General features: G+C 71.7%; 14 protein-coding genes. 7 read left to right on the forward strand and 7 right to left on the reverse strand.

Going from position 1 to position 14,214, the window contains the following annotated elements; translation table 11 throughout:
* The first annotated feature begins 84 nt into the window (after nucleotides 1-84).
* Both FHS29_RS13575 and FHS29_RS13580 read left to right on the forward strand, forming a co-directional pair.
* A complete protein-coding gene (locus FHS29_RS13575; RefSeq protein ID WP_184690989.1) occupies nucleotides 85-1,338 on the forward strand; it encodes a magnesium transporter MgtE N-terminal domain-containing protein in 1,254 nt (417 codons plus the stop codon).
* The gene (locus tag FHS29_RS13580; RefSeq protein WP_184690990.1) at nucleotides 1,331-1,840 is read left to right on the forward strand and encodes a DUF1003 domain-containing protein; all 510 of its coding nucleotides are present in this window, start codon (nucleotides 1,331-1,333) and stop codon (nucleotides 1,838-1,840) included. Before FHS29_RS13575 ends, FHS29_RS13580 begins: the two co-directional genes overlap by 8 nt.
* A gap of 31 nt (nucleotides 1,841-1,871) precedes the next feature.
* Here FHS29_RS13580 and FHS29_RS13585 read toward each other — a convergent pair whose 3' ends face one another.
* Nucleotides 1,872-2,333 (reverse strand): MarR family winged helix-turn-helix transcriptional regulator, encoded by a 462-nt coding sequence (locus tag FHS29_RS13585; protein WP_184690991.1) that lies wholly within the window; start codon nucleotides 2,331-2,333, stop codon nucleotides 1,872-1,874.
* A gap of 135 nt (nucleotides 2,334-2,468) precedes the next feature.
* Here FHS29_RS13585 and FHS29_RS13590 point away from each other — a divergent pair, with 135 nt between their 5' ends.
* A complete protein-coding gene (locus FHS29_RS13590) occupies nucleotides 2,469-3,605 on the forward strand; it encodes an Mrp/NBP35 family ATP-binding protein (RefSeq protein WP_376774427.1) in 1,137 nt (378 codons plus the stop codon).
* A 602-nt stretch (nucleotides 3,606-4,207) separates the two neighbouring features.
* Here FHS29_RS13590 and tatB read toward each other — a convergent pair.
* The 4 genes from tatB to sigE form a co-directional block, all read right to left on the reverse strand.
* Nucleotides 4,208-4,630 (reverse strand): Sec-independent protein translocase protein TatB, encoded by a 423-nt coding sequence (tatB, locus tag FHS29_RS13595; protein WP_184690992.1) that lies wholly within the window; start codon nucleotides 4,628-4,630, stop codon nucleotides 4,208-4,210.
* Nucleotides 4,631-4,675: 45 nt separating this feature from the next.
* Nucleotides 4,676-6,205, reverse strand: coding sequence for a S1C family serine protease (locus FHS29_RS13600; RefSeq protein WP_184690993.1), 1,530 nt, complete (start codon nucleotides 6,203-6,205; stop codon nucleotides 4,676-4,678).
* 193 nt (nucleotides 6,206-6,398) lie between these two features.
* Nucleotides 6,399-7,022, reverse strand: coding sequence for an anti-sigma factor family protein (locus FHS29_RS13605; protein WP_184690994.1), 624 nt, complete (start codon nucleotides 7,020-7,022; stop codon nucleotides 6,399-6,401).
* Nucleotides 7,019-7,591 carry an RNA polymerase sigma factor SigE gene (gene sigE / locus FHS29_RS13610; protein WP_184690995.1) on the reverse strand — a complete coding sequence of 191 codons (573 nt, stop codon included), beginning with the start codon at nucleotides 7,589-7,591 and terminating at the stop codon, nucleotides 7,019-7,021. Before sigE ends, FHS29_RS13605 begins: the two co-directional genes overlap by 4 nt.
* Before the next feature lie 207 nt (nucleotides 7,592-7,798).
* Here sigE and FHS29_RS13615 point away from each other — a divergent pair, with 207 nt between their 5' ends.
* Nucleotides 7,799-8,425 (forward strand): O-methyltransferase, encoded by a 627-nt coding sequence (locus FHS29_RS13615; RefSeq protein WP_184690996.1) that lies wholly within the window; start codon nucleotides 7,799-7,801, stop codon nucleotides 8,423-8,425.
* A gap of 144 nt (nucleotides 8,426-8,569) precedes the next feature.
* Here the strand turns inward: FHS29_RS13615 and FHS29_RS13620 are convergent, their stop codons facing one another.
* Entirely contained in the window at nucleotides 8,570-9,535 is a 966-nt protein-coding gene (locus FHS29_RS13620; RefSeq protein ID WP_184690997.1) for a helix-turn-helix domain-containing protein, read from the reverse strand.
* 44 nt (nucleotides 9,536-9,579) lie between these two features.
* On the opposite strand from FHS29_RS13620, the gene FHS29_RS13625 reads away from it, so the two are divergent.
* Nucleotides 9,580-9,969 (forward strand): cupin domain-containing protein, encoded by a 390-nt coding sequence (locus FHS29_RS13625; RefSeq protein WP_376774428.1) that lies wholly within the window; start codon nucleotides 9,580-9,582, stop codon nucleotides 9,967-9,969.
* On the opposite strand, the gene glgC is transcribed toward FHS29_RS13625, so the two are convergent.
* Entirely contained in the window at nucleotides 9,956-11,170 is a 1,215-nt protein-coding gene (gene glgC / locus FHS29_RS13630; protein ID WP_184690999.1) for a glucose-1-phosphate adenylyltransferase, read from the reverse strand. The two genes, FHS29_RS13625 and glgC, sit on opposite strands and share 14 nt — an antisense overlap.
* A 104-nt stretch (nucleotides 11,171-11,274) precedes the next feature.
* On the opposite strand from glgC, the gene glgA reads away from it, so the two are divergent.
* Nucleotides 11,275-12,435 (forward strand): glycogen synthase, encoded by a 1,161-nt coding sequence (glgA, locus tag FHS29_RS13635; protein ID WP_184691000.1) that lies wholly within the window; start codon nucleotides 11,275-11,277, stop codon nucleotides 12,433-12,435.
* A gap of 105 nt (nucleotides 12,436-12,540) precedes the next feature.
* Complete coding sequence (locus tag FHS29_RS13640) at nucleotides 12,541-14,007, forward strand: hypothetical protein (protein WP_184691001.1); 1,467 nt, start codon at nucleotides 12,541-12,543, stop codon at nucleotides 14,005-14,007.
* Nucleotides 14,008-14,214: the final 207 nt, after the last annotated feature.

The raw sequence follows: 14,214 nt of genomic DNA on the forward strand, positions 1-14,214 counted from the left end.
GGCGTGTCGGCGCGGGGTCGGGTGAGGCGCAGGTCGCGTCGGCTGAGCGCGGCGGCGGGGTGTTCTGTTGGTTAGCCTGACGGCGTGGTCGCCGTGAACCGGGTTTTCGCCGCTCAACTCGCCGGACTGCCCGTGTTCGGGCCCGACGGGGAATCCATCGGCAAGGTGCGGGACCTGGTCATCGGGTTGCGGGTGGACCGGCAGCCCCCCAGGGTGCTCGGGCTGGTGCTGGAGCTGGCGACCCGACGGCGGATCTTCGTGCCGATGCTGCGGGTCACCTCGATCGAGCCGAACGCCGTCACGCTCGCCACCGGGTCGGTCAACCTGCGGCACTTCCACCAGCGCACCAACGAGGTGCTGGTCGTCGGCGAGCTGCTGGACGCGCGGGTGCGGATGGACTCGGGCGCGACGGCCGTGCTGGTGGACGCCGCGATGGAGCCGACGCGCACCCGTGACTGGCGGATGACGCGGGTCGCCGTGCGGGAGCGGACCGGGCGGCTGGGACGGCGCGGGCCGGTGCAGGTGCTGCGGTGGGAGGAGCTGTCCGGGCTGTCGGTGAGCGAGCTCGCCGGGCAGCCGCAGGGTGCCCAGCACCTGGTCGCGATCTTCGAGACGATGCGCGCCGCCGACGTCGCGTTGGCGCTGCACAGCCTGCCCGTGAAGCGGCGGTACGAGGTGGCCGAGGCGCTGGACGACGAACGGCTCGCCGACGTGATCGAGGAGCTGGGCGGGGAGGACCAGAAGGACCTGCTGGCCCACCTGGACGACGAGCGCGCCGCGGACGTGTTGGAGGCGATGGACCCGGACGACGCGGCCGACCTGCTCGCCGAGCTGCCCGAGGTGGACAAGGACCGGCTGCTGGAGCTGATGGAGCCGGCGGAGTCCGCGCCGGTCAAACGGCTGCTGGAGTACAGCTTCGACACGGCGGGCGGGTTGATGACGCCCGAGCCCGTGGTGCTGGCACCCGACGCGACCGTGGCCGAGGCGTTGGCGCACGTCCGCAACCCGGACCTCACGCCGGCGTTGGCCAGCATGGTGTTCGTGTGCCGTCCGCCGACCGCCACGCCGACCGGGCGGTACCTGGGGTGCGTGCACATCCAGCGGCTGTTGCGGGAGCCGCCGTCCGACCTGGTGGCGGGGGTGTTGGACACCGACCTGGCGAAGCTGTCGCCCGACGCGTCGCTGAGCGACGTGACCAGGTACTTCGCCGCCTACAACCTGGTCTGCGGGCCGGTGGTGGACGAGTCGGACCACCTGCTGGGCGCGGTGACCGTGGACGACGTGCTGGACCACCTGCTGCCGGACAACTGGCGGGAAACGGGGCTGACCCATGCCTGAGCTGCTGCCACGCCGCCGGCTCGACCAGCCGCGCCCGCCGGGCCGGTTCCGGTTCGAGCTCGACCCGGACACGTTCGGGCGGTTCTCCGAGCGGCTCGCCCGGTTCCTCGGCACCGGGAAGTTCCTGTTCTGGCAGACGCTGGTGGTGATCGTGTGGATCACGCTGAACCTGGTCGCCGTGTCGCTGCGCTGGGATCCGTACCCGTTCATCCTGCTCAACCTGGCGTTCTCCACCCAGGCCGCGTACGCCGCGCCGCTGATCCTGCTCGCCCAGAACCGGCAGGACGACCGGGACCGCGTGTCGCTGGAGGAGGACCGGTCGCGCGCCGCGCAGACCAAGGCCGACACCGAGTACCTGGCGCGCGAACTGGCCGCGCTGCGGATCGCGATCGGCGAGGTCGCCACCCGCGACTACCTGCGCAGCGAGCTGGACCGGGTGTTCCGGGAGCAGCGCAAGCGGTCGCTCAAGGACGACCCGCGCTGGGACGACGTGCCGTCCTAGGCGTGCCCCGGGCCAGCCGGCGCCGGCCGCGTCACGGGTCTTCCGCGGCGAGGCGGTCGCAGGACCGTCCGAACGCCTCCAGTTCGGCGTGGCTGAACACCTCCGCGAAGTGCCGCGCCACGCCTGTCAGGTGGGTGCCCGACGCGATGCGCAGGCGGTCCAGGCCCAGTGAGGTGAGCACGGCGACCACTCCCCGACCGTCGCCGTCCGCGCGTTCCCGCAGCACGAGACCGGCGCGTTCGAGCCGGTCGACCAGCCTGGTCACGCCGGAGCGCGACAGCAGCACCGCGTCCGCCAGCTCCGTCATCCGCAGTCGGTACTGCGGCGCCTCGGCGAGCTGCACGAGTACGTCGTAGGCCGCGAGCGACAGGCGTTGCTCGGCGATCAGTTCGGCTTCCAGGATCCGAGTCAGCCGCGCATGGGCCCGGAGGAAGGATCGCCACACACCGAGCTCGATTCGGGTGGGCAACCGGGCACTTCCGGTTTCCGGCACGGGTTGCAATGTTACGGAAAGCACGCAACCGGCTTCGCGCCGGCCCCGAATTCCCGGTGACCAACCGGTAGCTTGGAGGTGCGCCGCGCCGCCGTAGCATGGCGTTCTCCTCAGTAGGCGATCGAAGGCGATCCAGTGACGCAGACCCTTCCCACCGTTGACGACGTGCGCAAGGCGCTGGCAGGCGTCCAGGACCCGGAAATCCGGCGGCCCATCACCGACCTCGGCATGGTGAAGTCGGTGACCGTCGCCGACGGCGTGGTGGCCGTCGAGGTCTACCTCACCGTGGCCGGCTGCCCGATGCGGGACAAGATCACCGCGGACGTGACGTCGGCCGTGCAGGCGCTGGACGGCGTGACCTCGGTCCGGGTGGTGCTGGACGTGATGAGCGACGCCCAGCGCACCGAACTCCGGAAGTCGTTGCGGGGCGGGGTGGAGGAGCCCGTCATCCCGTTCGCCCAGCCGGGGTCGCTGACCCGGGTCTACTGCGTGGCTTCGGGCAAGGGCGGCGTGGGCAAGTCCAGCGTCACGGTGAACCTCGCCGTCGCGATGGCCGCTCGCGGTCTGTCGGTGGGCGTGGTGGACGCCGACATCTACGGGCACTCGATCCCCCGGATGCTCGGCACGGACGCCCGGCCCACCCAGGTCGAGAAGATGATCATGCCGCCCCAGTCGCACGGGGTGAAGCTGATCTCCATCGGCATGTTCACCCCCGGCAACGCGCCCGTCGTGTGGCGCGGCCCGATGCTGCACCGAGCGCTGCAGCAGTTCCTCGCCGACGTGTTCTGGGGCGACCTCGACGTCCTGCTGCTCGACCTCCCGCCCGGGACCGGTGACGTGGCCATCTCGGTGGCCCAGTTGGTGCCCAACGCGGAGATCCTCGTCGTCACGACGCCGCAGCAGGCCGCGGCGGAGGTCGCCGAACGGGCCGGCTCCATCGCGCTGCAGACGCGGCAGCGCGTCGCCGGCGTGATCGAGAACATGTCGTGGCTGGAACTGCCGGACGGCTCGCGGATGGACGTCTTCGGATCCGGGGGCGGCGAGGCCGTCGCCGCTTCGCTGTCCCAGGCCGTCGGCGCCGAGGTGCCGCTGCTGGGCCAGGTCCCGTTGGACCCGCGCCTGAGGGAGCAGGGAGACGCCGGCACCCCCATCGTGCTCTCCTCGCCGGACTCGGCCGCCGCCCAGGTTTTGACTTCGGTGGCCACCAAGCTGACGGTTCGGTCTCGCGGCCTCGCAGGCCGACTCCTCAGCGTCTCCCCCGCCGGCCGCTAGGCGTACGCCCCGCACCGCGCACGGCTACCCGCCAGCCGTGCGCCCGCACAGACTTGTGTCTTCGTGTTCTCCCCGCATGGCCTGCCCGCAGGGCAACCACGCTTGTCCGGGTAGTGCAAGCACGCTTCACCGCTTGCACTACCCGGACAAGCGTGGTGGTCTTTGACAGGCCATGCGGGGAGAACACGACGCCCTTCCGTTTTTCCTCCCCGGAGGCCTGCCAAGCGGCGAGCGTCGCTTTTAGCTTTTAGTCCGAAAACCAAAAGCGATCGAAATCCAAGTCGCTGACCGATCCCGCTAAAAGAAGAAGAGCGTCCTCGCCGGACGGGCAGACCACCAAGGATGAGGGCAAAGCTCTTCGAGCATTGCGGGCGAGGCTGCGTGTCATCCCCGTACGGCCTGGTCAAAGGACAACCACCCTTGTCCGGGGAGTGCAAGCGGAAAGCGTGCTTGCACTCCCCGGACAAGCGCGGTTCGCTGCGCGCAGGCCGTACGGGGATGACACGCAGCCCAAGAGGGGTGTGCGCTGGCGCGCCGGGGTCAACGCGAAGCGCGCTCCGGGCCGTGGGGCGGGGAGCGCGCTTCGTGTCGGGATCGGTCGGTTAAGTGGCGTCGGGGTCGTAAGGGGGGCGTTCGCCTTGTTGCAGGGGGCGTTCGCGTTCCCGTTCCCTGGCGCCGGTGGGACCGGTGGGGTTGCTCTGAGATGTGTGCAGGCCTGGCCCCGCGAAGCCGTTGGGCTTTGTGGTGCCGCCGTTCGGGACGTCGTCCCACAGATGTTTGGTGATGGCCCGTTTCGGGTCGAAGTTGCGCAGTTCCCTCAGGTCTTCCAAGGGCTTGCGCAACTGGTCGAACTCGGGGCCCATCTCCTGCTTCAACTGGTCCCGCGCGCCGGTCGCGTATTCGCGGACTTGGCGGATGGTCTTGCCCACCCACGCGGCGGCTGAGGGTAGGCGTTCGGGGCCCAGGATGAACAGGCCCGCTACGATGATGATCAGGATCTCTACCCAGCCGATGCTGTCGAACACTCGCCTGTCACCTCCGCCGACTGCCGCCCCTTGCCAGAGTAGCCGTCAGTCGGACCGGAGCGTCACCTGCACGGTGAGCTCCCGCCCTTCCCTGGCCAGCACGACCGGGACTGTTTCGCCGATTTCATGGTCCCGTACGGCAACGGTCAACTCCGCGGCGTTGCGCACCACCCGGTTGCCCACGCGGGTGATCACGTCGCGCTCCTGGATGCCCGCCGCGGCGGCCGCGCCGCCCTCGGGGACGTTCTGCACCTGCGCGCCCTCGGCGGTCTCGGCGGAGGCCGAGCGGACGTTGATGTTCATGTCCGCGTGCTTCACCTCGCCATCGCGGATGAGCGCCTCGGACACCTTGCGGGCGTAGTTGCCGGAGATGGCGAAGCCGAGGCCCACCGAGCCACCGGTCTCGGTGCGGATGGACGAGTTGATGCCCACCAGCGCCCCGGTCGAGTCGACCAGCGCACCGCCCGAGTTGCCCGGGTTGATGGCCGCGTCGGTCTGGATGGCGTCGTAGGTGACCTGGGGCCCGCCGTTCTCCCCCGCCGCCGTCACGGGGCGGTGCAGGGCGCTGACGATGCCTTCGGTGACCGTGTTCGACAGCGACAGCGGCGATCCGATGGCCAGCACGGCGTCACCCACCGCCAGGTCGTCGGAGTTGCCGAACCGCAGCACGGTCGGGTTGTCCACCTGGACCTTGATCACGGCCAGGTCGGTCTTCGAGTCACGGCCGACGATCTGGGCGACGGCGCGCTTGCCGTCGGTGAAGACCACGGTCAGCTTCGCGGACGTGTCCTGCACGGCCGGAGCGACCACGTGGTCGTTGGTGAGGACGTAACCGCCGCCGTCGATGACCACGCCGGAGCCGACGCCGGCCACGTTCGCGCCCTTGAACTCGATGGACACGACGCTGGGGGTCACCCGCTTGGCGATGTCGGACACCGAGCCGACCGGGCGCTCCTTGCCGGGCTGGACCTCGGCCAAGGTCACCCCGCCGTCGGTCAGCGGGTTGCCCACCTTGCCCAGCAGCCAGCCGACCACGCCGCCCGCCGTGCCGACGGCCAGGGCCGCGACCATGAGCAGGATCAGGCCCATCGGCTTCACGCGCCGACCGAACAGCAGCTCCGGGACGCTCAGCTGCGGACCCGGTTCGGGGCGGCTCTCGTCGGCCTTCGCCGGTTCCTCGGTGACCGCGGGCGGGCCGATGACGGCGCTCGCGCCGGGATCGCGCCACGCGTCGCCGGCGGGCTTGCCCTCCCAGAACACCGGTTCGGCCTCGGGCTCGCCGTGCAGGTCCAGCGGCGGGCGCTGGAGCAGCTCGGACGTGCCCTGCGGACGGCCGAACGCCGTGCTCAACGCCTCGGGCGGGGGCGGCCCCAACCGGACGCCGTTGCCGTTGCTCCCGTTGAGGGGCGGGCGGTCGGACGAGAACGCACCGGGGACGCCGTCCGGGCGGCCGAAGACGGATGCCTGGCCCGGGTCCACGCCCGGGCGGTCGAGGGGTCGTGGTGCGAGCCTGCGGTGCTCCCCGTCGTCCACGCCGGACCTGGGAGTCCCGTTGCCCTGCTGTGGCTCGCTCATCGCTCCCCGCACGTCGGTGTTGCCTGGTGTTGCCCGGCTCATCGTGCCCGGTGAGCGGTGAAGTTGTCGTCAGCACCCCGGAACCGGTGCGGTGGGCGGAGACCGCCGGAGCGACGTCACGGCACGCGAAGTCCGCGGGGTCGTCGGAGCGCGACCTCGCGTGGGGGTGGGGCGGTGGTGGAGTGTCCCGGCGTCAGCGGCCGAGGAGGGGTTCCGCGGCGACCCGGGTGTCGGTCTCGGCGACCGGACGCAGCACGCCCAAGCGCGCGTCGTCCACCAGCTGCGGTGCGACGGCGGGTGTGGGCGGCGGGGTGGAGCCCTGGGCCGGCACGGGTGCCGAGTCCTCGCTGCCGGGGACGACCAGTGCGAGGGCGCCGAGCATCAGGCCGGACACGACCACGCCCGCGCCTTGCCGGGCGCGGCGGCTGCCGAACCGGCTGCCGGTGCCGAACGGGCGGCTCTGGCCGAGGACCGGGCCGGTGCCGAACGCCGCGGCGCGGTCCGGGCGCTGCACGGCGACCAGTTGGCCGTCCTCGGTGACCGCGAGGCCGTCCGGTGCGCTGGGGAGGTCGACCTCCTGCGGGATCGCGCCGAGCCTGGCCAGCAGGCCGGCCGGGGCGCACGGGGTCTCGGCCGCGCGCACGGCGGAGCGCGCCTGCTGCTGGGAGTAGGCCTCCGCGGCGCAGAACGGGCAGCGCGCCAGGTGCGCGGACGCCCGGCCGTGGGCCGAAGCCGACAGCTCGCCGTCGACGAAGGCGACGACCGCGTCGGGCAGCAGGTGCTGCTCGGACAGTCCCCAACCTCGCAGATCGGTCATGCAGAGTCCTCCTGAACCAGACCCCGACGGCGTTCCAGTGCGGCACGCAGGGCCTGTCGGCCCCGGTGGATCCTGCTCCTCACGGTACCCAGTTTCACCCCGAGGGTCGCGCCGATCTCCTCGTACGACAGACCTTCGACGTCACACAACACTACTGCGGCGCGGAAGTCCGGCGGCAACTCGTCGAGCGCGGCCTGGAGGTCCGGGTCGAGGTGGGTGTCGGTGTAGACCTGCTCCGGGCTCGGGTCATCGCCCGCGAGCCGCTCGGCGTCCTCGGGCAGCCCTTCCATGCGGAACTTGGAGCGACGGCGGACCATGTCCAGGAACAGGTTCGTGGTGATGCGGTGCAGCCAGCCTTCGAACGTGCCCGGCTGGTACGACGCGAGCGAGCGGAACACCCGGACGAACGTCTCCTGGGTGAGGTCCTCGGCGTCGTGCTGGTTCCCGCTGAGGCGGTAGGCCAGTCGGTACACCCGGTCGGCGTGGTCGCGGACGACCTGGTCCCACGTCGGCACGATCCATTCCGTGTCGTCGATGGGCGCGGTGGCGGTATACGGCTGCGTTGGCATCGGGCGGTGAAGCACCTCCAGTGGGCTGTCTGCCCTGCTGCACGGTCCAACGCTCGCTGCGGCTCGCGTGTTCCCGTGGGGTCCTGCGTGGCACCAAGCGTGCCGGTCCCGCTTATAACCATCGTGAGAGTCGGCTGAGAGCACGCTGAGAATTCCGGTGCACGGGAGATTCACCCGATCCGCCGCGTCCGGCGTTAACCTCTCGCTGTGGATGCGCCGGTGCGCGAGTACGTGGAGCGCTACCTGCCCGAGGACGCCGTGATCACGGCCGCCCGGGCGCGTGGCGTCGAGTTGGGCTGTGTGCCGATCGGCTCCGGCGGCGGCGCGGCCCTGCGGTTCCTGGCGACCGCGTTGCAGGCCAAGGCCGTGGTGGAGGTCGGCACGGGTGCCGGGGTGGGCGCGCTGTACCTGCTCGGCGGCATGCCCGCGGCGGGCGTGCTGACCTCGATCGACGTGCAGCCGGAGCACCAGCGGGCGGCCCGCGTGGCGTTCGCCGAGGCGGGCATCGCGGTGTCCCGGACCCGACTGATCATGGGGCAGGCGCTGGACGTGCTGCCCCGGCTGACCGACGGCGCGTACGACCTGGTGTTCGTGGACGCGGCCAAGTCCGAGTACCCGAAGTACCTGCACGAGGGCGTGCGGCTGCTGCGGCCGGGCGGGGTGATCGCGTTCGACAACGTGCTGTGGGGCGGGAAGGTCGCCGATGCCGCGAACCGCGACCCGGAGACGGTGGCGATGCGGGACGTGGTCCGCTCGGTGCGCGAGGACGACCGGCTGGTGCCGGTGATCCTCCCGCTGGGGGACGGGCTGCTGGTGGCGGCGAAGTCCCCCTGACCGGGGCATCGCTTTCAGCGGGGCGTCGGGTGCTCCGACGGAGCATCGAGCGGGCAGGCCTCCAGGGCTGATTCGACGCGCCGACCGCGAGGCAGGCAGGCCCCGGCACCGATTCGACGCGGCCCATGGGCCGGAGCGCCGATCTCAGGCGGCCGGGCCGAAGCGCTGGCGGTAGGCGGTGGGCGTCAGACCGGTGCGGCGGCGCAGCTGTGCTCGCAGGTTGGACGCCGAGCCGAGGCCCGACCGGCGGGCGACGACGTCCAGCCGGGTCTCGCCCCGTTCGAGGAGCACGCGGGCCAGGTCCACTCGTTCGGCGGTCAGCCACGCGAGTGGAGTCGTGCCGAGTTCCTGCTGGAAGCGGCGGTGCAGGGTGGCGGGGCTCATCGCGGCCCGCGCGGCCAGGTCGGTGACGGTGAACGGCTCGGCCAGGTGTTCCCGGGCCCACCCCAGGACCGGGGCCAGCGAGGCGTCCCGGACGGGCGGCACCGGCCGCTTCACGAACTGGCGCTGGCCGCCGTCGCGGTGGGCGGCGAAGACCAGCCGGCGGGACACCGTGTTCACGACCTCCACCCCGTGGTCCTGGCGGATCAGGTGCAGGCCCAGGTCGAGCGCGGCGACGCTGCCGGCGGCGGTGTGGATGTCGCCGTCGTCCACGTACAGGACGTCCGGGACGAGGGTGACGTCCGGGAACAGCTCCTCGAACAGGTCGGCCCACTGCCAGTGGGTGGTGGCGCGGCGGCCGTCCAGCAGCCCGGCGTGGGCCAGGGTGAACGCGCCGGTGCAGAAGCTGACCAGGCGGGCGCCTCGGGCGTGCGCGCGGCGGATCGCGTCCAGCAGCTCGTCGGGCGGGCGGACCCACGAGTCGGGGCGGTTGGACACGATCACCGTGTCGGCCTCGTCCACCGCCGACAGGTCGGGCACGCCGGACAGCGTGAAGAAGCCGGCGTTCATGGTCACGGGACCGGGCGCGCAGAGCGTGAACGAGTACCAGGGGCGGTCGCCCAGCTCGGGGCGGGCCAGCCCGAACAGCTCGGTGGCCACGCTCATCTCGAACGGGTTCGAGCCGGTGTCGACGATCATCACGACCCGGTGCGAGGAATCAGGCGACATGTGCGATTCCTAGCACTCACCGGGTCGTCGGCAAAGCCCGCAGGATGGCTCTCATGGAACCGGTGAACATCGACAAGGCCCTGGCCAGCTTCGACGCGCTGTGGAGCCCGCGGATCGTGACGACCGTGAACGACTACGACATCCGCGTGACGAAGCTGCGGGGCGAGCACCTGTGGCACTCGCACGCCGACACGGACGAGTTCTTCATGGTGATCGACGGCGAGATGGACATCGCGCTGCGGGACCGGACCGTGCACATGGGCAAGGGCGACGTGTTCGTGGTGCCGCGCGGCGTCGAGCACAAGCCGTCGTCGGTGTCCGGCGCGCACGTCCTGGTGGTCGAGCCGTCCGGCACGTCGACCGTCGGGGACCGGCACGAAGAGGTCCCCGACCACGTGGACGAGACCACCGGGCACGCCCTCAAGCTGCCGTGACACCCTTCCCCAGGACTGTGACGCCGCCCGCCGAGATGGTGTAGCGCTGCCGGTCCGTGATCGGGTCGACGCCGATCAGCGCCCCGTCCGGGACGACCACGTTCTTGTCCAGGATGGCCCGCCGCACCACCGCGCCGCGCCCGATCCGCACGCCCGGCAGCAGCACGCTGCCCTGCACCACGGAACCGTTCTCCACCACCACGTCCGAAGACACGACCGAGCCGTGGATGGTGCCGGAGATGATCGAACCGGGACCGACCATGGAGTCCTCGGCGCTGCCGCCCGCGATGAACTTCGCGGGCGGCAGCGGCGGGGTGGCGGTGCGGATCGGCCACGCCTGGTTGTAGAGGTTGAACACCGGGTTCACCGACACCAGGTCCATGTGCGCGTCGTAGTAGGCGTCGATGGTCCCCACGTCGCGCCAGTAGCCGCGGTCGCGGTCGGTCTCGCCCGGGACCACGTTGTCGCTGAAGTCGTAGACGTTCGCGTGGCCCTGGTCGACCATCATGGGGATGATGTCGCCGCCCATGTCGTGGTCGGAGTCGGGGTTGGCGGCGTCCGCGCGCAGCGCCTCCCGCAAAGCTTCGGTGGTGAACACGTAGTTGCCCATGGAGGCGAACGTGACGTCCGGGTCGCCCGGCACGTGCGGCGGGTCGGAGGGCTTCTCCAGGAACCGGGTGATCCGGCCGGACTCGTCGGAGTCGATGCAGCCGAACGCCTTGGCCTCGGTGCGCGGCACCCGGATGCCCGCCACGGTGACGCCCGCGCCGGTCGCGATGTGCTGGTCGACCATCTGGCCGGGGTCCATCCGGTAGACGTGGTCGGCGCCGAAGATGACCACGTGGTCCGGCTTCTCGTCGTTGACCAGGTTGAGGGACTGGAAGATGGCGTCCGCGCTGCCGGTGTACCAGCGCGGCCCGAGGCGCTGCTGGGCGGGCACCGGCGTGACGTACTGGCCGAGGACGTTGGACAGCCGCCACGTGGTCGAGATGTGCCGGTCCAGCGAATGCGATTTGTACTGCGTCAACACGCACAGCCGGACGAAACCGGCGTTGACGAGGTTGGACAGCACGAAGTCGACCAGCCGGTAGTTACCGCCGAAGGGCACCGCGGGCTTTGCCCGGTCGGCGGTCAACGGCCACAGCCGTTTGCCTTCGCCACCGGCGAGGACAATTCCTAGTACGTGCGGTTGCCCTTTCACGACAACGACCCTAACCGGGCGGGCACCGGCCCACCAACGCCGAGCGGGCGCGGACTCCGGCCGTCCACCCGGACACCCGGCGGTCCGGGGTTACCGTGGGCGACGTGCGAATTGGACTGCTGACACGGGAGTACCCGCCGGAGGTCTACGGCGGGGCGGGGGTGCACGTCGGTTTCCTGGTGCCGAGGTTGCGCGAACTGGTGGACGTGGAGGTGCACGCCTTCGGCGGGCCCCGCCCGGACGCCCTGGCGCACAACCCGGTTCCGGGCCTGGCCGAGGCGAACCCCGCGTTGGGCGTGCTGTCGGCGGACCTGGGGATCGCCGCCGCGCTGGGTGGCGTGCAGGTCGCGCACTCGCACACCTGGTACGCCAACCTGGCCGGGCACCTGGCGAAGCTGCTCCACGGCATCCCCCACGTGGTCACCGCGCACTCGCTGGAGCCGCGGCGGCCGTGGAAGGCCGAGCAGCTGGGCGGCGGGTACCGGATCTCGTCGTGGGTGGAGCGCACCGCGTACGAGGCGGCGGACGCGATCATCGCGGTCAGCGAGGGGATGCGGGCCGACGTGCTGGACTGCTACCCCGCGCTGGACCCGGCCAGGGTGCACGTGGTGCGCAACGGCATCGACACGGTGATGTACCACCCGGTGTCGGAGACGGACGCGTTGGCGCGGTACGGGATCGACCCGTCGCGGCCGATCGTGACCTTCGTCGGGCGGATCACCCGGCAGAAGGGCGTCGGGCACCTGGTCGCGGCGGCGCACCGGATCTCGCACGACGCGCAGGTCGTGCTGTGCGCGGGTGCGCCGGACACGCCGGAGATCGCCGAGGAGACCCGGGCCGCGGTGGCGGAGCTGGCCGCTGCGCGACCGGGCGTGGTCTGGATCCGGGAGATGCTGCCGACCACCGACGTGCGGCAGATCCTGAGCCACTCGGCGGTGTTCGTGTGCCCGTCGGTGTACGAGCCGCTGGGGATCGTGAACCTGGAGGCGATGGCCTGCGGGACGGCCGTCGTGGCGTCGGACGTCGGCGGCATCCCGGAGGTGGTGGACCACGGCCGGACCGGGCTGCTGGTGCACTACGACGCGACGGACGAGGAGGCGTTCCGGGTCGGGCTGGCGGACGCGGTGAACGAGGTGCTGGGTGATCCGGCGCGGGCCCGTGCGTTCGGGCTGGCGGGCCGGGAGCGGGCGGAGCGGGAGTTCTCCTGGGCTTCGGTGGCCTCGTCGACCGTGGACGTGTACCGGGCGGCCCTCGAACAGCGTTGAGTGATCGCTCATCGTCACCATGTGATGTGCGTCACGTCAGGTCGTAGCAACCCGATCGGGTGGTGACCGCCTTTAACCAGTAGGGGATCAACTACTGGGGGTCACATGCGGTGGGTTGTGGTCGCGGTGGCCGTGCTGGCCATGGCCGGGTGCGGGGCGGCTCCGGTGCGGTCGTCCGCCCCGGTGCCGCTCACCTTCGAGGGTCGCCCGGTCGTGGATCCGCAGGGGCTTCAGATGCGGGCCGAGGCGGAGCTGAGCTACACGTTGAGCTTCGGGTACGTAGCGCGCGCCGGGCAGGAGGCGGTCAACTGCTGGTTCGCCCGGACCGGCGCGGAGTCCGAGGTGGACAGCCGGTTGTGGTGCGGTCCGGTGCAGGTGCCGGGCACCGCGGCGGCCACGGACTGGGTGCCGGTGCCGCTGAAGGAGGTCGAGCGCGGCGACGCCGGCGTCCGGCTGGAGGTGCAGCCGCCGCAGGTGCCGGAGCTGGGCAGCCGGAGCACACCGGTGGGCAAGCTGGTCCGCACCGACGGGCGGGAGGCCGAGGCGGACCAGGGGGTCGGCGAGGCGGGGCCGGACTTCCTCGCGGTGCTGCCGGGTGACGGGGCGGTGGCGGGTGAGCGGTCGGAGGGTGAGCAGTCGGAATCCGAGGCGTCCGAGGGGCAGGCGTCGGAGGGTGAGGCGTCCGACGGGCAGGCGTCGGAGAGTGGGCGGCAGTTGGGCGAGGCGTCCGCGTGGATCCGGGACGACCAGCTCGCGGTGCGGCTCACCGGCTACGGGATCCCGGAGTCTTGGCGCACCGAGCAGGGGGAGCTGCGGGCCGAGCACGGGGTGCGGTTGCGGGTGCTGCGGCTGGAGGTGGAGCGGTTGCGCGAGACGGACTCGGCGTTCCGGCAGACGCCGTGGAGCGGGTGGGTGCCGCAGCCGCCCGAGCTGGCGTTGCAGGTTCCGGGGCGGCGGCACCAGCTGCCGCTGGAGCGGTTGCCCGAGTCGGGGACGGTGTTCGTGGTCTACACCGTGCCCGAGGCGGGCGGCTCCGAGGAGCTGGTGCTGAACACGGTCGGCGCGAAGTCGTTGGAGCAGCGGGTGGAGGTGCCGTCCGGGAAGGTGCTGACGGACGGGCCGGCGGTGTTGCGGCGGGGTGTCGGGCCGGCGGGCACGTCCGTGTCGCAGCGGGTGAAGCTGGGCGGGCAGGAGGGGACGCTGGAGGTCGAGCGGGTCCGGCTGGGGCGGCAGCGGCCGGTCAGCGCGGACGGTCAGTACGCGCTGGTGACGGCGTCCGCGCCGGATCGGGCGTTGCTGGAGCTGCGGCTGAGGGGCAAGGGGTTGCCGCAGACCGCCGGGGCGTCGATCACCAAGGACCTGATCGCGGTGACGTTGCCCGACGGCGGGCGGGCACCGGTGGTGGGGGCTCGATACGGGGGTGACACGTTCCCGGTGGCGCTGGTGGTGGAGGTGCCGGCGGACGTGCGCTCGGTGGGGGTGTCGGTGGTGTCCGGGCCTGTGACGTTGCCGGTGTTGGGGGAGACGGGGTTCGAGGCTGGTGCGCCGGTGACGGTTCCGTTGGAGTTTTGAGGGTGGCTGGTGGTGACCTCGAAGCGTCCTTGCCGGACGGGGGGGTGGCTCGAAGGGTGGCCTCGCTGGGCAAGGTCTGGAGGGCGTAAGGGCGTCCTCGCCGGACGGGCAGGCCATACGGGGATGACACGCAGGGCAGAGGTGTGCACGGGGCGCGCAGGCCCTGGGCAGGGGTGTGCGCGGGGCGCGCGGCTGAACCGCAGGTGT

Source organism: Saccharothrix tamanrassetensis (assembly GCF_014203665.1).
Lineage (GTDB): Bacteria > Actinomycetota > Actinomycetes > Mycobacteriales > Pseudonocardiaceae > Actinosynnema > Actinosynnema tamanrassetense.